This window comes from Zeimonas sediminis (assembly GCF_023721795.1).
GTDB classification, from domain to species: Bacteria; Pseudomonadota; Gammaproteobacteria; order Burkholderiales; family Burkholderiaceae_E; genus Zeimonas; species Zeimonas sediminis.
The window spans coordinates 2,386,790-2,405,627 of sequence record NZ_JAMQYE010000001.1 but is presented as its reverse complement, the minus strand read 5'-3'; the positions used below and the strand labels follow the sequence as shown (position 1 = coordinate 2,405,627).

The 18,838-nt window shown below is 71.7% G+C and carries 21 protein-coding genes; 12 read left to right on the top strand and 9 right to left on the bottom strand.

The window, feature by feature from the left end:
• The 3 genes from M6I34_RS11395 to M6I34_RS11385 all read right to left on the bottom strand — a co-directional run bounded on the left by M6I34_RS11395 (position 1) and on the right by M6I34_RS11385 (position 2,199).
• Positions 1-255 carry an antitoxin gene (locus M6I34_RS11395; protein ID WP_272485798.1) on the bottom strand — a complete coding sequence of 85 codons (255 nt, stop codon included), beginning with the start codon at positions 253-255 and terminating at the stop codon, positions 1-3.
• A 176-nt stretch (positions 256-431) separates the two neighbouring features.
• Positions 432-521, bottom strand: a complete 90-nt coding sequence (locus M6I34_RS11390) for a hypothetical protein (RefSeq protein ID WP_272485797.1) — start codon at positions 519-521, stop codon at positions 432-434.
• Positions 522-894: 373 nt separating this feature from the next.
• Positions 895-2,199, bottom strand: a complete 1,305-nt coding sequence (locus tag M6I34_RS11385) for a lytic murein transglycosylase (RefSeq protein ID WP_272485796.1) — start codon at positions 2,197-2,199, stop codon at positions 895-897.
• Between the two features lie 143 nt (positions 2,200-2,342).
• On the opposite strand from M6I34_RS11385, the gene M6I34_RS11380 reads away from it, so the two are divergent.
• The 4 genes from M6I34_RS11380 (at position 2,343) to M6I34_RS11365 (ending at position 7,142) form a co-directional block, all read left to right on the top strand.
• Positions 2,343-3,800, top strand: coding sequence for an efflux transporter outer membrane subunit (locus M6I34_RS11380; RefSeq protein ID WP_418953511.1), 1,458 nt, complete (start codon positions 2,343-2,345; stop codon positions 3,798-3,800).
• Positions 3,797-5,095 carry an efflux RND transporter periplasmic adaptor subunit gene (locus M6I34_RS11375; protein ID WP_272485795.1) on the top strand — a complete coding sequence of 433 codons (1,299 nt, stop codon included), beginning with the start codon at positions 3,797-3,799 and terminating at the stop codon, positions 5,093-5,095. Before M6I34_RS11380 ends, M6I34_RS11375 begins: the two co-directional genes overlap by 4 nt.
• A 62-nt stretch (positions 5,096-5,157) precedes the next feature.
• Positions 5,158-5,934: an ABC transporter ATP-binding protein gene (locus M6I34_RS11370; RefSeq protein WP_272486663.1), complete on the top strand. Its 777-nt coding sequence runs from the start codon at positions 5,158-5,160 to the stop codon at positions 5,932-5,934.
• Positions 5,934-7,142, top strand: a complete 1,209-nt coding sequence (locus tag M6I34_RS11365; RefSeq protein ID WP_272485794.1) for an ABC transporter permease — start codon at positions 5,934-5,936, stop codon at positions 7,140-7,142. Before M6I34_RS11370 ends, M6I34_RS11365 begins: the two co-directional genes overlap by 1 nt.
• A 13-nt stretch (positions 7,143-7,155) precedes the next feature.
• On the opposite strand, the gene M6I34_RS11360 is transcribed toward M6I34_RS11365, so the two are convergent.
• From M6I34_RS11360 to M6I34_RS11350, 3 genes are read right to left on the bottom strand one after another with little or no spacing between them, the layout of a single operon-like run.
• Positions 7,156-7,428, bottom strand: a complete 273-nt coding sequence (locus M6I34_RS11360) for a BrnA antitoxin family protein (protein ID WP_272485793.1) — start codon at positions 7,426-7,428, stop codon at positions 7,156-7,158.
• Positions 7,394-7,597 (bottom strand): BrnT family toxin, encoded by a 204-nt coding sequence (locus M6I34_RS11355; RefSeq protein WP_272486662.1) that lies wholly within the window; start codon positions 7,595-7,597, stop codon positions 7,394-7,396. Before M6I34_RS11355 ends, M6I34_RS11360 begins: the two co-directional genes overlap by 35 nt.
• Positions 7,598-7,616: 19 nt before the next feature.
• Positions 7,617-8,567, bottom strand: a complete 951-nt coding sequence (locus M6I34_RS11350; protein WP_272485792.1) for a LysR family transcriptional regulator — start codon at positions 8,565-8,567, stop codon at positions 7,617-7,619.
• Positions 8,568-8,762: 195 nt separating this feature from the next.
• Here M6I34_RS11350 and M6I34_RS11345 point away from each other — a divergent pair, with 195 nt between their 5' ends.
• From M6I34_RS11345 to M6I34_RS11330, 4 genes are all read left to right on the top strand, one after another.
• A complete protein-coding gene (locus M6I34_RS11345) occupies positions 8,763-10,130 on the top strand; it encodes an acyclic terpene utilization AtuA family protein (protein ID WP_272485791.1) in 1,368 nt (455 codons plus the stop codon).
• Positions 10,127-10,498: an AtuA-related protein gene (locus M6I34_RS11340; RefSeq protein WP_272485790.1), complete on the top strand. Its 372-nt coding sequence runs from the start codon at positions 10,127-10,129 to the stop codon at positions 10,496-10,498. Before M6I34_RS11345 ends, M6I34_RS11340 begins: the two co-directional genes overlap by 4 nt.
• A gap of 85 nt (positions 10,499-10,583) precedes the next feature.
• Entirely contained in the window at positions 10,584-11,549 is a 966-nt protein-coding gene (locus M6I34_RS11335; RefSeq protein WP_272485789.1) for a TAXI family TRAP transporter solute-binding subunit, read from the top strand.
• Between the two features lie 6 nt (positions 11,550-11,555).
• Positions 11,556-13,457: a TRAP transporter permease gene (locus M6I34_RS11330; protein WP_272485788.1), complete on the top strand. Its 1,902-nt coding sequence runs from the start codon at positions 11,556-11,558 to the stop codon at positions 13,455-13,457.
• Between the two features lie 215 nt (positions 13,458-13,672).
• On the opposite strand, the gene M6I34_RS11325 is transcribed toward M6I34_RS11330, so the two are convergent.
• Positions 13,673-15,547 (bottom strand): ATP-binding domain-containing protein, encoded by a 1,875-nt coding sequence (locus tag M6I34_RS11325; RefSeq protein ID WP_272485787.1) that lies wholly within the window; start codon positions 15,545-15,547, stop codon positions 13,673-13,675.
• Positions 15,548-15,596: 49 nt separating this feature from the next.
• Between M6I34_RS11325 and M6I34_RS11320 the strand changes: the two genes are divergently transcribed.
• The 4 genes from M6I34_RS11320 to M6I34_RS11305 all read left to right on the top strand — a co-directional run bounded on the left by M6I34_RS11320 (position 15,597) and on the right by M6I34_RS11305 (position 18,358).
• Positions 15,597-17,084, top strand: a complete 1,488-nt coding sequence (locus M6I34_RS11320; protein WP_272485786.1) for a CoA transferase — start codon at positions 15,597-15,599, stop codon at positions 17,082-17,084.
• Between the two features lie 10 nt (positions 17,085-17,094).
• Positions 17,095-17,304: an antitoxin gene (locus M6I34_RS11315; protein ID WP_272485785.1), complete on the top strand. Its 210-nt coding sequence runs from the start codon at positions 17,095-17,097 to the stop codon at positions 17,302-17,304.
• A 125-nt stretch (positions 17,305-17,429) separates the two neighbouring features.
• Positions 17,430-17,678: a YlcI/YnfO family protein gene (locus M6I34_RS11310; protein WP_272485784.1), complete on the top strand. Its 249-nt coding sequence runs from the start codon at positions 17,430-17,432 to the stop codon at positions 17,676-17,678.
• Positions 17,679-17,719: 41 nt separating this feature from the next.
• Positions 17,720-18,358, top strand: a complete 639-nt coding sequence (locus M6I34_RS11305) for a 3'-5' exonuclease (RefSeq protein WP_272485783.1) — start codon at positions 17,720-17,722, stop codon at positions 18,356-18,358.
• Here M6I34_RS11305 and M6I34_RS11300 read toward each other — a convergent pair.
• Together M6I34_RS11300 and M6I34_RS11295 are read right to left on the bottom strand one after the other, a co-directional pair.
• Positions 18,306-18,569: a Txe/YoeB family addiction module toxin gene (locus M6I34_RS11300; protein WP_272485782.1), complete on the bottom strand. Its 264-nt coding sequence runs from the start codon at positions 18,567-18,569 to the stop codon at positions 18,306-18,308. The two genes, M6I34_RS11305 and M6I34_RS11300, sit on opposite strands and share 53 nt — an antisense overlap.
• Positions 18,566-18,808, bottom strand: a complete 243-nt coding sequence (locus M6I34_RS11295) for a type II toxin-antitoxin system Phd/YefM family antitoxin (RefSeq protein ID WP_147705128.1) — start codon at positions 18,806-18,808, stop codon at positions 18,566-18,568. Before M6I34_RS11295 ends, M6I34_RS11300 begins: the two co-directional genes overlap by 4 nt.
• Positions 18,809-18,838 lie beyond the last annotated feature (30 nt).

Genomic DNA, 18,838 nt, shown 5'->3' with positions numbered 1-18,838 from the left:
TCACAGGTCTTCCCGATCCTGCAAGGGCACGGCCTCGCGGCGATCCTCCTCGAGCAGGGCCACGAATTCCTCGTCGAAGCTCGAAAGGGCCTCGAGCAGCGCCGCGCCACGATCGACCGGCAGCGGGTGGATCACCAGGTCGCCCTGCTCGTTGCGCGTGATCTCGACGCGCGTGGCATCGAGCCGGAACTCCTGGGGAATCCGGACCGCCTGGCTGTTGCCGTTCATGAAGACGCGACTGACGAGCTTGGTCATCGAGTTGATCGACCCATGTGTGTACATTTTGGTGTGTATTCTAGGCGCGAGTGCGATGTTCGACAAGCTTGCGCCCCACCGCGCGGCTGCGCCATCGGATCGATGACCTACGCCGAACGATGCCCGGGGATCTAGCGATGGCCCCTGTCGCTCGAAGGTTCGTGCAACCCGAGCGCCTACACCCGCGGCCCGCCGTCCACCATCAGCGTGGCCGCCGTCACGTACGAGGCCTCGTCCGAGGCCAGCCACAGGATCGGGAATGCCACTTCGCGCGGGTCGGCCGGCGCTGCAGCTTGTTGTCGACGGTCTGCTCGCGCAGGTCCTGCTCGGTCAGGCCCTGCGGCGCGAAGCGCCGCACGTGGAAGGGCGTCAGCGTGAGCCCCGGGCACACCGCGTTGACCCGCACGCCGCCGGCCGCCTCCTCGAAGGCCAGCGTGCGGGTCATCGACAGGATGCCGGCCTTCGCCACGTCGTACCGACCCATGTCCGCGCGCGGGTTCACCGACAGGATCCGCTGCCAGGACTCGGCCGTGGCGCCGGCCAGCGGCGCGTCGGGCAGGTCGACCAGCGCCAGCCTCGCGTTCTCCTGGCAGAACAGCAGGCCGGTGGCCGGCGTCCGCGGCTACGGCACTGAGCGGGCTAGCGTCTTTCGGCGGCCTTGCGCAGCGCGGCCAGCGCCTTCTGCCCGGCCCGGCCGTCCGACTCGATGCCCAGCATCGCCAGTTCGGCCTTCAGCGCCTCGCGGGTGCGCGAGCCGATCATGCCGTCGGCCTCGCCGATGTCGTGGCCGCGCGCGATCAGCAGCCGCTGCAGCTCGCGCCGCTCGGCCCGCGAAAGCCCCGGGTCGTCGGTCGGCCAGGGCGCCGCGAACGCGCCGCCGCCGCGCAGCCGGTCCGACAGGTGGGCGATCGCCAGCGCGTAGCTCTCGGCCGCGTTGTACGAGTACAGCGCGTCGAAGTTGCGGGTGACCAGGAAGGCCGGGCCCTGCGGGCCTGCCGGCAGCAGGATCGCCGACGGGGTGTCCGCGCTCAGCGCGCCGCCGTCCACGCGCTTCACCCCGCGCGAGGCCCACACCGACGCAGGCTGCTTGTTGCGCCGTCCGGCCGCCGAAGCGTCGAAGCCCGCCGGCAGCTTCACCTCGAAGCCCCACGGAATGTCGCTGCGCCAGCCCGCGCGCTTCAGGAAGTTCGCGGTCGACGCGAGCGCGTCGGGGACGCTGTCGACCAGGTCGCGCCGGCCGTCGCCGTCGAAGTCGACCGCCAGCCGCATGAAGGTCGACGGCATGAACTGCGTGTGCCCGAAGGCTCCGGCCCACGAGCCCGCCAGCTTCTCGGGCGCCACGTGGCCTTCCTGCACGATCCGCAGCGTGGTGAAGAACTCGCCGCGAAAGAAGGACTGCCTGCGCCCGTAGCAGGACAGCGTGGACAGCGACTCGAGCAGCGGCCGCTTGCCGAAGCGGCGGCCGAAGTCGCTCTCCACGCCCCAGACCGCGACCACGGTGGCCGGGTCCACGCCGTACTCGGCCTCGACCTTGGCGAGCACCTCGCGCCAGCGCTCGAGCATCGCGCGGCCGTCGGCCACCCGCTCGTCGTCGACCAGCGCCGCCAGGTAGTCCCAGATCGGCGTCACGAACTCGGGTTGCGCGTCCAGGAAGCCGATCACCGCCATGTCGGGGACCAGCGAGGCGGTGTGGCGGTCGTAGGTGGCGCCGCTGATGCCCTTCTCGATCGCCTCGGGCCGCAACCGGGCCAGGCAGGCGGCGAAGTCGGCGGGGCGGACCCCGGCGCCGGCATCCGCTCCGCTCGCCGAAGCGGCTCGAGGCTGGCCGGCGGAGCCGGCTGCTGCCGGTGACTTGCCGGGCTGGGCGCCGGCCGGCGCGGAGAGCAAGGCCGTGGCCAGCAGCGCAGCCCCGAGAACGGGGCGCAGCGCGGTCCGAGAAGGCATCGGGAGGCGAGTGCGTCGGTCGCTTGGCATAAACCCTATGTTAGTTGACCCGCAGATGTGTCCCGCGCGCCGCGGCCGCGTTACACAAACTTGCATCTGCCTCAAGGTTCTTTGCAGCCCCGAAAGGCAGAATCCCTGGGGCCATGAGCCTCTTTCCTCCCTCGTCGACGATCTCGCCGCGCAGGCCGCCGGCGCTGATGGCGGCGCTGGCCGTCGCAGCCGTGGCCGGCTGCGCGACCGTCGCGTCCCCGGATCGAACGCTGCCCGACGTGCCGGTGCCGGCCGCCTGGTCCTCGACCTCGGCCGCCGCGACCGCGGGCGGCGCGACGGTCGAGGACACGAGCGCCCGCCAGCCCGCCAGTCCCGCTTCGCTCGTCGAATGGTGGCGCAACTTCGACGATCCCGACCTGGCCGCGCTGGTCGCGCGCGCGCTCGAGGCCAACACCAGCGTCCGCGGCGCGCAGGCCGCGCTGGCCCAGGCCCGCGCGCTGCGCGACGTGCAGGCCGCCGGCCTGCGGCCCACGCTCGACGGCTCGGCCTCGGCGCAGCGCGCGCGCCCGGCCGGCGGCGACACCTCGAACCGCTTCCAGGCTGGTCTCGACGCGAGCTGGGAGCTCGACGTGTTCGGCGGCCGGCGCAGCGCGGTCGAGGCCGCCGAGGCCGACGTCCGCGCCGCGCAGGCCAGCCTCGCCGACGCGCAGGTCTCGCTCGCGGCCGAAGCGGCGCTCGCCTACATCGAGCTGCGCGGCCTCCAGTCGCGGCTGGCGATCGCGCGTCGCAACCTGGCCACGCAGAACGAGACGCTGCAGCTCGCGCAGTGGCGCACGCAGGCCGGCCTGACCACCTCGGTCGAGGTCGAGCAGGCGCGCGCGGCGGCCGAGCAGACCGCGGCGCAGGTGCCGGCGCTCGAGAACGGCATCGCGCAGGCCCGGCACGCGCTGGCCGTCCTGACCGGCCAGGCGCCCGGCGCCCTTCAGTCCGCCCTGGACGACGCGCGCGAGGTGCCGCAACCGGCCGGCGAGCTGGCGCTCGCGATTCCCGCGGAGACGCTGCGCCAGCGCCCGGACGTGCGCCGGGCCGAGGAACGGATCGGCGCAGCGCTGGCCCGCGTGTCGCAGGCCGACGCGGCCCGCTACCCCAGCTTCCGGCTCGGCGGCACGCTCGGCCTGAGCGCGCCCACGCTGGGCGGGCTGGGCAGCAGCGCCGCGATCGTCGATTCGCTGCTCGCCGCCGTGTCGGTGCCGCTGTTCGACGGCGGCGCTGCCCGTGCGCAGGTCCGCGTGCAGGAGGCCGCGCTCGAGCAGGCGCGCGTCGCCTACCAGGAAGTGGTGCTGAATGCGCTGAAGGAAGTCGAGGACTCGCTGGTCGCGCTGCGCGGCGACCGCGAGCGCCTCGCCCGCCTGCGGAATGCCGCCGAGGCGGCGGCCAACGCGGCATTGCTCGCGCAGAACCGGTACGCGAGCGGCCTGATCGATTTCCAGGTCGTGCTCGATACCCAGCGCACGCTGCTGAGCACGCAGGAAGGCGTGGCGATCACGGCCGCCAGCGTCAGCGCCGATCACGTGCGCCTGTACAAGGCGCTCGGCGGAGGATGGAAATGAACGCGAAGCTGGACGAGCTTCTCGAAGGCGCGAACCCGCGCTGGTGGAGGCGGCCCGCGCCGTGGATCACGGTGCTGCTGCTGGCCGCGATCGCCGGCGGCGCCTGGTGGTGGGCGGGCCGGCAGCAGACCGCCGCCGCTCCACGCTACGTGACAGAGGAGGCCCGCCTGGGCGACCTGACCCTCACCGTGACCGCGAACGGCAAGCTGCAGGCCACGCGGACCGTGAACATCGGCAGCGAGCTCTCGGGCACCGTGCGGGCGGTCCACGTCGACGTCAACGACCGGGTCAGGAAGGGCCAGGTGCTGGTCGAGCTCGACACCGCCAAGCTGTCCGCGCAGGTCGCCCGCTCGCGCGCCTCGCTGGCGGCCGCGCAGGCGCGGCTCGCGCAGACGGTCGCCACGGTCAAGGAGGCCGAGGCCAGCCTCGCACGGCTGCAGGAGGTGTCGCGTCTGTCGGGCGGCAAGGTGCCGTCGGCCGCCGAGCTCGACGCCGCCCGCGCCGCGCTCGAGCGCGCCCGCGCCGACGAGAACAGCGCGCGCGCCAACGTGCAGGACGCGAAGGCCGCGCTGTCCAACGACGAGACCAGCCTGTCCAAGGCCGCGATCAAGTCGCCGATCGACGGCATGGTGCTGTCGCGCACCGTCGAGCCCGGCAATGCGGTGGCCGCCACGCTGCAGGCGGTCACGCTGATGAGCATCGCCGAGGACCTGACCCGGCTGCTGGTCGAGGTCAGCGTCGACGAGGCCGACGTAGGCGCGGTGCAAGTCGGCCAGAAGGCCAGCTTCACCGTGAGCGCCTATCCGCAGCGGCGCTACCCGGCCACCGTGACCCGCGTGGCCTACGGCTCCACGCTGACCGAGAACGTGGTCACCTACGCGACCCGGCTCGAGGTCGACAACGCCGACCTGAGCCTGCGCCCCGGCATGACCGTGTCGGCCTCGATCACCGCCGCCGAGCGCAAGGGCGCGCTGCTGGTGCCGAACACCGCGCTGCGCTTCAGCCCCGCGCAGGCCGGCGGCGCAGCGGCGGGCGGCGGCCAGGCCCAGTCGAGCGGCGGGATCGTGTCGAAGCTGATGCCGCGCCCGCCGCGCACCGGCGGCGGCAGGTCGGCCCGACCCGACGCCTCGGCCGGCCCCGCGCGGCAGGTGTGGGTGCTGAGCGACGGCGCGCCGCAGCGGGTCGCGGTGCTCACCGGTATCAGCGACGGCCGCATGACCGAGATCGTCGGCGGCGACCTGCGGCCCGGCATGGCGGTCATCGTCGACCAGCTCGCCGGCGGGGCGGCGAAGTGAACGACGAAGGGCGGGTCGAGGGCGCGGCCGTTGCCGCCGGCGGGCCGGGCGCAGCGGCCCCGCTGATCCGCCTGCGCGGCATCACCAAGGTCTACGGCCAGGGCGCTACCGCCTTCCAGGCCCTGAAGGGCGTGGACCTCGACATCGAGGAGGGCGACTTCGTCGCGATCATGGGGCCCAGCGGCTCGGGCAAGTCCACCGCGATGAACCTGATCGGCTGCCTCGACACGCCCAGCGCGGGCCAGTACCTGTTCAAGGGCGCGCACGTCGAGTCGCTCACCCGCGACCAGCGCGCGCGCCTGCGCAGGCGTTTCTTCGGTTTCGTGTTCCAGGGCTTCAACCTGCTCGCGCGCACCTCGGCGCAGGAGAACGTCGAGCTGCCGCTGCTCTACCGCGGCGAGCCGGCCCGGGCGCGCCACGCGGCCGCCGCGCGAGCGCTCGAGTCGGTCGGCCTGAAGGGCTGGGAGCACCACACGCCGGGCGAGCTGTCCGGCGGCCAGCAGCAGCGGGTGGCGATCGCCCGCGCGATCGTCACCGAGCCGGCGGTGCTGCTCGCCGACGAGCCCACCGGCAACCTCGACACGCAGCGCGGCCGCGAGATCATGGAGCTGCTGTGGCGGCTCAACGTCGATCGCGGCATCACGGTGCTGATGGTCACGCACGAGCCCGACATGGCCGCCTGGGCCCGGCGCATCGTACGCTTCGTCGACGGCGTGGTGTCGGACGACACGGTCAATCCGGAGCCGGCCGGCGTCGTCGAGGATGCGGCGCGCACCGCGGCGAAGGCGGCCCCGGTCGGCGATGCGTCGGCTGCGGCAGCCGCCTCGGGAGCCGCCTGATGCTGCTCAACACGCTGCTGCTCGCGCTGCGCTCGATCCGGCGCAACCTGCTGCGGTCCTTCCTCACGATCCTCGGAATCGTGATCGGCGTGGGCGCGGTCATCACGATGGTCACGCTCGGCAACGGCGCCACGCTTGCCGTGCAGAGCCAGATCTCCAGCCTCGGCACCAACCTGCTGATGATCCGGCCCGGGCAGCGCCTGGGCCCGGGCATGGGCGCCACCGCGGCGCCCCCGTTCAAGGAGGCCGACGCCGAGGCGATCGCCACCCAGATCGGCGGCATCCTGGCGGTCGCGCCGGAGGGGCGCGCGGGAGCGACCGTGGTGGCGCGCGGCAACAACTGGACGACCACGGTCACCGGCAGCACCAACACCTGGCTCGAGACCCGCAACTGGCGGCTCGCCGAGGGCCGGCCCTTCGAGCCCGAGGAGCTGCGCGCCGGCGCGGCGGTCTGCATCATCGGCGACACGATCCGGCGCGAGCTGTTCGGCGGCGGCGACGCCATCGGCCAGATGCTGCGCGTCAAGCAGTTCTCCTGCCGGGTGGTCGGCCTGCTGGCTTCGAAGGGCCAGGGCGCGATGGGCAACGACCAGGACGACGTCGTGCTGGTCCCGCTCGGCACGCTGCAGCGGCGCGTGACCGGCAACACCAACGTGGCCACGCTGCTGGTGTCGATGCAGGACGGCAGCGACCCGGCGCGGGTCAAGGCCGGCCTGCGCCAGCTGCTACGCGAGCGCCGCAAGCTGTCGTCGACCGACGACGACAACTTCAACATCCTCGACACCCAGCAACTGGCCGACACGCTGTCGGGCACCACCCAGGTGATGACGATGCTGCTCGGCGCGGTGGCCGCGGTGAGCCTGCTGGTGGGCGGCATCGGCATCATGAACATCATGCTGGTCAGCGTGACCGAGCGCACTCGCGAGATCGGGCTGCGGCTGGCGATCGGCGCGCTCGAGCGCGAGGTTCTGCTGCAGTTCCTGATCGAGGCGGTGGTGCTCGCCGCCTTCGGCGGGCTGGTCGGCGTGGTGCTGGCGGCGGGCGCGTCGGTGGTGCTGGCCCGGCTGATGGACGTGCCCTTCCTGTTCGACCCGACGGTGAACCTGGTGTCCTTCCTGTTCGCGGCGGCGATCGGCGTGGTCTTCGGCTACTTCCCGGCGCGGCGCGCGGCGCGGATGAACCCGATCGACGCGTTGCGGCACGAGTGACCGGGCGCGGCGCTCAGTTGCCGTGCACTTTCTCTTGCAGCCAGATCTTGATCAGGGACTGGTAGGGAACGTCCCTCGCATTCGCGGCCGCCTTGATCGAGTCGAGCAGATGCTGCGGAAGACGAAGCGAAATCGTCCGGGTCGTAGGCTTGAGGTTGGGCAAGACGACGTTCCGTGCCTTCGACCAGTCGAGATACTCGGACGAGTCGTGCTTGTCCCAGAAAGCGCGCTCCTCCTGCTCGGACTTGAATTCAGGAACCGCTTTGGCTTTTGGATGCTTGTTCATAGATGGCTCGTTCCTTGCGGTGCATGGGTCGCGCCGAGATGACTCGGATCTTCGTTCCAGAGCCGCGCAGAGTGAATGCGATGTGCAGGCCACGCCCCTCGTCGGTCATGCCCAGCGCGTGGAACCTGGGTTCGCGCTCGCTGTGTCGGGGATGATAGGCGAGCTCGATGCGGAGATGGAGCGGGCGCTCAGCGGGAGCGCGGCTGCGCGGCTCGGGGATTCGGCCGAGCGCCAGCGGCGGGCGCGCCCTGGCCGAAAGCCCCCCCGATGAGCATCTCCACCAGCGCGCTGGCCGCCACCGACGCGCTGCGCCCGGCCCGGGTCAGGATCCCCATCGTGCGCTCCACCCGCGGCCGCACGATCGGCACCTCGGCCAGCCCGGCGAAGCGCAGCAGCGGCGTGGTCAGCGAGGGCAGGGCCGCCACGCCCAAGCCTTCGCGCACCAGCGCGCCCACGGTGGCCAGGTGCTCGGCGTCGTACTCGTTGCGCAGCTCGATGCCGGCCTGCGCGCAGGCGGCATCGATGTGCTGGCGCACGCTCGAGGTCTTCGCCATGCCCACGATCGGGTAGCGCACCACCTGCGCCCAGCTCACCTGCCGCCGGCCGGCGAGCTCGTGGCCGGGCGGGCAGACCAGCACGAAGCGGTCCACGATCAGCGGCCGGAAGGCGAGCCCGCTACCCGGCGCCGGCGCCACGGTCAGCCCGAAGTCGGCGGCGCCGCTGCGCACCATCTCCTGGATCTCGTCGTGCAGCGTGTCCCGGATCGCCACGTCGATGCCGGGGTGCGCGGCCTTCAGCCGCGCCAGCGCCGGCGGCAGCGTGATCGCGGCCAGCGAGGGCAGGGCGGCCACCACGACCCGGCCGCGCCGGCGGGCCAGGTAGTCGCTCAGGTCGCCGGTCACCGCCTCGAACTCGTCGATCAGCCGCGCGGACAGGCGCAGCAGCTCCTGCCCCTCGGGTGTGAGCGCGATCCGCCGGGTGGTCCGGTCGAACAGCCGCACGCCGAGCGTCTCCTCGAGCTTGCGGATCGCGGCGCTGAGCGCCGGCTGCGAAAGATGCAGCCGCTCGGCCGCCTCGCTGAAGCTGCCGGCCTCGGCCACCGTCCGGAAGGCCTGCATCTGCCGGATGCTCAGGTGCACGGTTCCACCTGCATAAACACCGTTTATCAATCGATCGGATAAATCAGTTTGCCAGATCCGCGTCCGCTGAGGCAGTCTGGCGCCCGCGGGTTCGATGGCGCTCGGCTTCGAGCCGCCCGCCTGCGGGTTCGAGCGCGCCTGCGGGTTCGAGAACGAGACCGGATCGGCGACGATCGACGAAAGAGGAGACGATAGGTGCCCGGGCACGAAACGGTGAGGGTGGGCTGCGGCGCCGGCTTTTCCGGCGACCGGCTGGACGCGCCGCTGCCGGTGGTGCGCAGCCTGATCGCCTCGGGCGGCCCGGCGGCGATCATGTTCGAGACGCTCGGCGAGCGCACGCTGGCGCTGGCCCAGCTCGCCCGCCTGGAGAACCCGGAACTCGGCTACGAGCCGCTGCTCGAGCGCATGCTCGAGCCGATCCTCGAGCCCTGCCTGGCCCACGGCATCCGCATCCTCGGCAACTTCGGCCAGGCCAACCCCCGCGCGGCAGCCCTCGCGATCCGCGCGCTCGGCGAGCGGCTAGGCTGCCGCCCGATGAAGATCGCGGTGGTCACCGGCGACGACCTGATCGCCAGCGGCGCGATCTCCGGCCTGGAAGACGAGCAGGGCGCGCCGCGGCCGCTCGGCGACGTGATCTGCGCCAACGCATACCTGGGCGCCGCACCGATGGTCGAGGCGCTCGCGGCCGGGGCCGACGTGGTCGTGGCCGGCCGGGTGGCCGACCCCTCGCTCGCGCTGGCGCCCTTCGCGCACTTCCACGGCTGGTCGCTCGACGACACGACGCTCGCCGCCGCCGGCACCGCGGCCGGCCACCTGCTCGAGTGCGGCGCGCAGGTCACCGGCGGCTATTACGCCGACCCCGGCTTCAAGGACGTGCCGCACCCCGAGCGCATCGCCTTCCCGGTCGTGGCCATGCAGGCCGACGGCCGCTTCACCGTGGGCAAGGGCGACGACATCGGCGGGCTGGTGAACCGGCACACGGTCACCGAGCAGCTGCTCTACGAGATCCACGACCCGTCCGCGTACCTGACGCCCGACGTCACGCTCGACATCACGCAGATCGAGCTGGCCGAGGCCGGCCCCGACCAGGTGCGGGTCGAGGGCGCGCGCGGCCGCGAGAAGCCGGCGCGGCTCAAGGTGACGGTCGGTCACGAGGCCGGCTGGTTCGGCGAGGGCGAGATCTCCTACGCCGGCCCCAACGCGCTGGCGCGCGCCCGGCTCGCGCTAGACGTGGTGCGCAAGCGCCTGCCGCCCGGCATCCGGGTGCGCGGCGACCTGATCGGCGTGGCCAGCGTCTTTGGCGACGACCGCGGCGACTTCCTGGCCGGGCGCGCCGACGCGAGCGACGCCGCCAGCCTTCTGCAGGACGTGCGCGTGCGCATCGCGATCAGCGCGCCCGATCGCGCCACCGCAGCGCGCGCGCCCGAGGAAGTGCTCGCGCTGTACTGCAGCGGGCCGGCCGGCGGCGGCGGCGTGCGCAGCAGCCTGCGCCGGCGCATCTCGACCACCTCGGGCTACATCCGCCGCGAGCTGGTTCAGCCGAAAGTGGAGATCATCGAATGAGCGCGACCGCCGAAGCCGACCTGGTCGAGGTGCCGCTGCACCGCATCGCGCACGGCCGCGCCGGCGACAAGGGCGACCGCCTGAACGTCAGCGTGATCGCGTACCGGCAGGAGCACTACCCGCTGATCCGCGAGCAGGTCAGCGCCGAGCGGGTGCACGCGCTGTTCGCGCACCGCGGTGCGAGCACGGTCGCGCGCCACGAGCTGCCGCGCCTGTGGGCGCTGAACTTCGTCATCGACGACGTGCTCGAGGGCGGCGTCAACGACGCGCTGAACCTCGACGGCCACGGCAAGTCGAACTCTTTCCTGCTGCTGTCGCTCACGGTGCGGGTGCCCCGCGCCGATCTGGCGGCCGGCGCCGCGCAGTGACACACTGCCCGAATCCGCAACGACCCAAGCACCCGCGAATCCTCGCGCCCATGAATCCCCGCACCCAGAAGGAAGGAACCGGAGCATGAACCGCAAACTCGTCGCGGCCCTCGCCGCCTGCGCCACCGTCGCACTCGCCACCCCGGCCCTGGCCAAGGACAAGATCCTGATCGGCTCCACCTCGGCCTCGTCGAGCCAGTACGGCTACTTCGTGGCGCTGTCGCAGCTGATCAACGCCAAGGTGCCCAACGTGGAGAGCTCGGTCGTCGAGACCGGCGCCACCGTCGACAACCTGCGCCGCATGGACCGCAAGCAGGTCGACCTGGGCCTGGTCACCACCAACGTCAGCTACCACGCCTACGTGGGCGAGCAGGCCTTCGAGGGCAAGAAGGTCGACAACCGGCTGATGTTCGTCTATTCGCCGGCGCCGCAGAACGTGGTGGTGCGCGCCGACAGCAACGTGAAGTCGCTGGCCGAGCTGGCCGGAAAGCGCTTCAACCCGGGCCTGAAGGGCTCGGCCACCGAGAAGACCGCCGAGGCGGTGTTCAAGCTGCTGGGCACGGCGCCCGACTGGGTGCGCGGCTCCACCACCGACATCGTCAACTCGATCAAGGACAACCGGGTGATCGGCTACGTGAAGTCGGGCGCCGGAAACAAGCTCGACGGCTCGTCGCTCGACATCGCCACCTTCACGCCGGTGCGCGTGCTCGGCCTGAGCCCCGAGCAGAAGAAGCTGCTGCAGGAGAAGATGCCCGACATCGCGGTGGTCGACATCCCGGCCGGCGCCGGCGAGGGCATCCCGGCCTACAGCACCTGGAGCTTCGGCCTGGCCGTGTCGGTTCGCCCGGACTTCCCCGAGGAGACCGCCTACCAGATCGCCAAGGCCGTGTTCGAGGACACCACGGTGCAGGTCGGCGCGCTGTCCAGCCTGAAGGGCATCGACATCATGAAGCTCACGCTGGAGCAGGGCACGATCCCGCTGCACCCGGGCGTGGCGCGCTACATGAAGGAAAAGGGCGTGCAGATCCCGGCCAAGCTGATGCCGAAGTAAACAGCGATGCGCGCCTGGGCAAGCAAGACGATCGCGGCCCTGCTGGGGCTGTTCATCCTCTACACCTCGGCCTTCGGGGCCTTCGAGAGCCTGATCCAGCGCGCGATCTTCCTCGCGCTGGTCGTCTGCCTGGGCCTGCTGATGTTTCCGCTGGGCGAGGGTCGCCGCTGGCGCCCGGCGGGCATCGCGGCCGACGTCGCGATGGCGGCGGTCACGCTGGCCGCCTGCGGCTACGTGATCGTCAACTACGACGAGATCATGGAGAGCCTGCCCACGGCCACCGCGCTCGACATCGCGCTGACCGCCGGGCTGGTGCTCACCGTGCTCGAGGTGTCCCGGCGCGCGATCGGCGCGATCTTCCCGGTGATCGCGCTGGCCGGCATCGCCTACGCGTTCTTCGGCCAGTACATCTCCGGGCCGCTCGGCCACCGCGGCTTCGACGTGTACTTCGTGACCGAGACCCTGCTGCTCGGCGACCTCGGCATCTGGGGCCTGCTGGTCGGCGTGGCCAGCACCACGATCGGCGCCTTCGTGCTGTTCGGCAGCGTGCTGCTGTTCACCGGCGGCGGCCAGACCTTCATGGACCTGGCGATCCGGGTGAGCGGCCGCAGCCCCGGCGGCGCCGCCAAGATGGCCACCGTGGCCTCGGGCCTGTTCGGCACGATCAGCGGCAGCGCGGTGGCCAACGTGGCCACCACCGGCAACTTCACGATCCCGCTGATGAAGCGGCTCGGCTATCCGGCGCCGCTGGCCGGCGGCATCGAGGCGGTGGCCTCCACCGGCGGGCAGATCGCGCCGCCGGTGATGGGCGCGGCGGCCTTCGTGATGGCCGAGATCATCGGCCGCAGCTACTTCGACATCGCGAAGGCGGCCTTCCTGCCCGCCTTCCTGTACTACCTAGGCTGCTTCGCCACGATCCACTTCATCGCGGTCAACCGCGGCCTGAGGGTGGTGCCCGAGTCCGAGATGCCCTCGTGGGCCAGCGTGATGGCGCCGAAGCGAACCGTGCCGATCGTGGCCGCGTTCGCGGCGCTGATCGCCGGCATCGTCACCGGCCGCTCGGTGCAGACCGCCGCCTTCTTCGGCGTGATCGGGCTGTTCGTGCCCTTCCTGCTGCTGAACGTGCGCTCGCTGGCCGACCTGAAGCGCTCGCTGAAGGTGATCCTCGACAGCCTCGAGGACGCCGGCAAGGCGCTGGTGATGATCGGCGTGCTGCTGGCTGGCGCGCAGATCCTGGTCAGCATGGTGAACCTCACCGGCTTCGGCGTGACCCTGTCCACGATGATCGTGGCGCTGGCCGCCAACTCGGTGTGGATGGTCGCGCTGGTCACCGGCCTGGTCTGCATGGTGATCGGCATGGGCATGCCGACCACCGCGGCCTACGTGCTGGTGGCCGCGGTGCTGGCGCCGGCGCTGACCAAGGTCGGCATCGAGCCGATCGTCGCGCACATGTTCGTGTTCTATTACGCGACCATCTCGGTGATCACGCCGCCGGTCTGCGTGGCGGTATTCGTGGCCGCCGGCATTGCCCAGACGAGATGGACCGAGGTGGCGGTCGAGGCGGTCAAGCTCGGCGCGGTCACCTACGTGATCCCGTTCATGTTCATCGCCTACCCGGGGATGCTGGCCGAGGGCGGCTGGCTGGAGATCTTCGAGGCGGTCGTGTCGGGCCTGGTCTTCACGATGGCCTTCGCGATGCTGTTCGGCGGCGCGCGGCTGTTCGACTCGCGCGTGCTCAACGCGATCGTGCTGCTGGCGATCGCCGCGCTGTCGGTGTTCCCGACCTGGTACGGGCTGGGCGTGGCCACCGCGGCGCTGGTGGGGCTGTGGGTGCTGCGGCGGGACAGGCTGCGCGCGGGCGCGGGGCCGGCGGGTGCGGCGGCGACGGTGAATTCGTGGCAGCCGTGAACACGCAGAGGAACAACGAGACAGTCGCACGTCGGGCGGATCTTCTCCGCGAAGCCGACCGGCGGTTTGCGGAGATCCTCGCCAGCGGCGAAACGATTGCGTGGCAAGAAATGCGGGAGTGGCTACGGGCCAGGGCCAAGGGACGACGCCTTCCGGTGCCGACGGCACGCAAACCGGAGCGCTGATCGGCGAGTGGCCGCAGGGGTGGCGTCCGATCAGGAAAGGCGCTCGGAAATCGCCTGCGCCGCCCGCGCCGACGCCACCAAGGCCACCTTCAGCCGCGCCCGCGTCAGCGCCACGAACAGCCGCCGGCGCACGTCGTCGGTCCAGTCGTCGAAGTCTATCTCGGTGATCACGACGCAGTCGGCGGCCTGGCCCTTGAACCGGAAAAGCGTCTCGAGCTGAAGCTCGCCGTCGGTGAACACCGGCCTTCCGTCGGCGTCGTAGCGGCCCGCGAACCGGCGGGTGCGAAGGCCGGCGATCTCGTCTGCGCCGGCGATCCGGGAGCTCGCCAGGCCGTGCCAGCAGACCACCGCGATGTCGGCCGGGGCGTGGCCGGCGTCGAGCAGCGCGCCGACCGCCTGGTCGGTCCGGGCGTGCAGCGAATCAGCGCGCGAATCGGCGCGTGACCCGGTCGCGGCGGCTCCGCGATCACCCGGCGCCTCGCGGCCACCCGCCGACGGCCGTGGCTCGGCGATCGTGCGGCAGCGGTCGAGGCCGAAGGGTTCCGGCTCCCCGCAATCGCCGTCGGCGGCTCCGGGCCCGCGGTCGGCGTACTCGGTGAGCGGAATCTCGAAGCCGTGCACCGCGCCACCCGCCTCGACCTCGTGATCGACCAGGCCCAGCATGTTGACCAGCGCCACGATCACCTGCGGCGAGCGGTAGTTGACCGGCGACTCCAGTGTCACCCAGCCGGGCAGCGCCGCCGACTCGCGCCGGTACAGGTTCTGCGACGGGTCCTCGAGCCACAGCAGCCGGCCCGCCGGCGCCACCATCCGCTCCAGCGCCTCGGCCCAGCGCGGCTCGAAGTCCTGGCCCTCGTCGACGATCAGCAAGTCGACCGAGGCGCGCAGGTCGTCGACCGCGGCGCCGCGCGCATCCGGGTCGCGGTGCGCATCGCTCGCGCCGCCGGCCGCCGCCACCACCGCGTCCGCCAGCCGCTCGAAGGCGCCCGGCTGCGCGTAGTCCACAGGCTCGCCGCGCTGCTTCAGCAGCCGGTCGCCGAGCTCGTGGAAGGTCATGCAGGTGCCGGGCTTCGGCGCCGCCTTGCGCATCGCGTCGGCCAGCGGCCGGTTGAAGCACAGGTAGAGCGCGCTGCGGCCCGCTTCGTGCGCGGCGCGCAGCTCGGCCAGCGCCAGCTGCGTCTTGCCCGAGCCGGCGGTGCCGCGCACCCGCAGCCTGAAGGGCTGCATCGACAGGCGGCGCGCCCAGGTGGCCAGGCCGCCGGACAGCCGCGCGTACTGCTCGCGCGCGTTGCGCGAGATCGCGTCGATGCTCGGCACCAGGTCCAGCCGCTCGGACAGGAAGGCGTGCACGTCCGACGCGTCGGCAGGCCGCAGACCGGTGGCGCCCTGGCTCGCCGGCATCGGTCGCTCGTCGAACAGTGCCTCGATACGCTTCGCCAGCGATTCGGGCGAGCGCGCGTCGACGACGCGAGCCGGGTCCACCGAGGCCGGCGTGGGGCCGGCGAGCGCGTGGTCGGGAAGGTAGAGCAGGTGGTCGATGTCGAGCCGCCCGCCCTTCGGGAAGCGGCGCGAGAACTCGCGCATCAGGCCGCGCAGGTTGCGGCCGACCTGCGCGCTCACCGATTTCGCGCCGGTCCCGTAGCGCTTCAGCAGGTCCTGCCCGTCGGACTCCAGCCCGCCGTTCTTCTGCTCGATCGCGATCGCCCGGCCGCAACGGTTCACGACCACGAAGTCGATCTCGCCGTAGAAGGCGGCGGAGGCGTCCGAATGTGCCCAGTGCACGCCGTGGTACACGGTGTACTCGGCGGACAGCTCACGCTCGAGCGCCTCCAGCGTCTCGATCTCGCGGCGCGCCTGGCCGCGCGCCTTCGCGGCGTCGATCTCTTCGGGAACGATTCGGGCCATGTCGCCGAGTTTAGGACGCAAGCATCGCAAGCGGTGGCAGACTTCGGCCATGCGCGATCCGGATTCCGCGAAGGTCCTTGCCGACCTCTGGCAGCTGGCGGGGCTGCCGACCGACGCCCTCGGGCACGTTCGCCTCACCGGCAGCGAGCCGGTGCTGCCTTCGTCGTTCGCGGTGGGCACCGCGGCGCAGGCCACGATCGCCGCAGCGGCGCTGGCGGCCTGCGAGCTGGGCGCGCTGAGGCTGGAGACAGGGCGCGGCGCCGGCTCGGCGAGCGCGGGGTCGGCCGCCGCCGGTTTCGGCCGCCAGCAGGTCTCGGTCGACATGCTGCACGCCGCGATCGAGTGCCTGGGCTGGTTCGCGATCGACGGCCAGGTGCCCGACCTGTGGGACAAGTTCTCGGGCCTGTACCGCTGCGCCGACGGCTGGGTGCGGGTGCACGCCAACTTCGCGCACCACCGCGAGGGCGCGCTGCGGCTGATGGGGCTGGACCCGGCCACCGCCACGCGCGAGGACGCGCAGCAGGCGATGCTCGGCTGGCGCGCGCTGGACTTCGAGACCGCCACCGCCGAGGCCGGCCTGGTGGCCACCGCGCTGCGCAGCTTCGAGGAGTGGGACGCCACGCCGCAGGGCAGGGCGGTGGCCGCGCAGCCGCTGTTCACGATCGAGCGGATCGGGGATGCGCCGTCGCATGCCCTGCCCGCGCTCTCCGACGACGCGCCGCCGCTGGCCGGCATCCGCGTGCTGGACCTCACCCGCATCCTGGCCGGCCCGGTGGGCGGGCGCGCGCTCGCCGCCTACGGCGCCGACGTGATGCTGGTCAACGCGCCGCACCTGCCCAACATCGAGGCGATCGCCGACACCAGCCGCGGCAAGCTGTCGGCGCTGGTCGACCTGCGCGAGCCGGAAGGCCGCGCCGCGATGGACCGGCTGCTCGAAGACGCGCACGTGTTCGTGCAGGGCTACCGGCCGGGCGGGCTGGACTCGCTCGGCTACGGGCCCGAGGAGCTGGCCCGCAAGCGGCCGGGCATCGTGTGCGTGTCGCTGTCGGCCTACGGCACGGAGGGGCCGTGGGCGGGCAGGCGCGGCTTCGACTCGCTGGTGCAGACCGCGATGGGCTTCAACCGGGCCGAGGGCGAGGCGGCGGCGGCTGCAGCGGCTGCCGGCTCCGCTGGCGCCGCCGGCAAGGCAGCCGAGCCCACCCCGCGAGCCCTGCCGATGCAGATCCTCGACCAAGCCACCGGCTACCTGATCGCCTTCGGCGCCGCGGCCGCATTGCGCCGCCAGCAGCTCGAGGGCGGCAGCTGGCTGGTGCGCGTGTCGCTCGCGCAGACCGGCCACTGGCTGCGCGGGCTGGGGCGGGTGGCCGACGGCTTCTCGGCCGGCAAGCCCGAGCTCGGGCCCTACCTGGAGACCTCGGCATCGGGCTTCGGCGAGCTGACCGCGGTGCGGCATGCGGCGCTGCTGTCGCGCACGCCGGCGGGGTGGGCCAGGCCTTCGATGCCGCCGGGGAGTCATGCGGCGGTTTGGCCGGCTTGAAGGTGCACCAATGCGCAAGGAATACGATTTCAGCCAGTCGAGGAAGAGCCCGTACGCGTCGCAGTCCGAGAAGCAGATCACGATCCGCCTGGACCTGGAATCGATCGACTACTGCAAGGCGATCTCTGAGGAGGTCGGCATTCCCTTCCAGAGCTTGATCAACCTCTACTCGAGAGACTACGTGGCCTCGCGCAGGAAGCTCGATCTGCGCTGGAAGTAGGCTTGCGATGGCATGCGATCATTCCAGCTCGCCAAGTGCCATGTGACGCATCGGCCGCGTTTGTCCAGAACGCGTCAATTGGGTGCACAGGCTGGGTGCACAGGCGAGATCCGGAGCTTGCAGACATGGGTGAAACCTCGACTTGTTCGCTGCGCCTTCCGAAGTCGCTGAAAGCGGCCGTCGAGAAGCTCGCGCGCGAGGAGGGCATCAGCATGAACCAGTTCGTCGCAACCGCCGTGGCCGAGAAACTGGCAGCGATGAACACGGCGGCCTACTTCGCCGAGCGCAAGGGCCGCGCGGATCTCGAAGCATTCCGGCGGATCCTCCGGCGCAAAGGCGGCGTTCCTCCGCGAGAGGGCGACGAGCGCCCCTGACCCTCGAGATTCACTGTTCACCGATTGGCGCAACAGAGCTGATGGACACCATCGCCGTCATCGACTTCGAAACCACCGGCATCTCGCCCGAGCACGGCGCGCGCGCCACCGAGATCGCGGCGGTGCTGGTGCGCGACGGCGTGGTCGTCGACCGCTACCAGAGCCTGATGAACTCGGGCGCCTGGGTGCCGCCCTTCATCGAGGCACTGACCGGCATCAGCAACGAGATGGTCCGCGCCGCGCCGCCGGCCGCCAGGGTGATGCGCGAGGTGGCCGACTTCGTGGGCGGCAATCCGATGGCCGCGCACAACGCGTCGTTCGACCGAAAGTTCTGGGACGCCGAGCTGGCCCGCGCGGGCCGCTCGCGCACGCAGGACTTCGCCTGCACGATGCTGCTCGCGCGCAGGCTGCTTCCGCATGCGCCCAACCACAAGCTGGGCACGCTGGTCGAGTTCGCCGGCCTGCCGGTGGCCGGCCGCTACCACCGCGCGCTGGCCGACGCCGAGATGGCGGCGAGCCTGCTGGTTCGGCTCGAGGAGGAGCTGGTGGCCAGGTTCCGGCTGGGGGCGGTCACGCACGGCTTGTTGTGCGAGATCCAGGGGATGCCGGCGCGGGAGCTTGGCCGGTTCATTCGTAGTGGGACCACATCCGGAGCACGCGCACGGTCCTTCGCTCGGTGAAGACCTCGTAGACCAGCCGGTGCTGGATGTTGATGCGGCGCGACCAGGCGCCGGCAAGGTCACCGACCAGCTTCTCGTAGGGTGGCGGGTTCCGGAACGGATCCTCGGCCAGCAGCTTCAGGAGTTCCTCGGTCCGGGGCTTCAGGCCTGCCGCCGCCAGCTTCCTGGCGTCCTTGAGCGCGTGTTTCGCAAAGACGACCGTCCAGGTCACCAGTCGAGTTCCCGGGCGCTTTCGTCGAGAGGCTCCGCCATGCCCTCCTTGATCGATTCGCGCATGCCCGGTACGGACAGCAGGAACAGCGTTTCCTGGATCGCCTGCCAGTCCTCGGCCGCGATCAGCACCGCATTCGTTCGCTTGCCGGTGATATGGATGGGCTGATGCGACTCCGCCGCTTCGTCCATCAGGCGGTACAGGTTCGCGCGGGCTTCGCTGGCGGTCAGGGTGGACATGGGGGCTCCGAGAGCCCACGAGCGTACGCT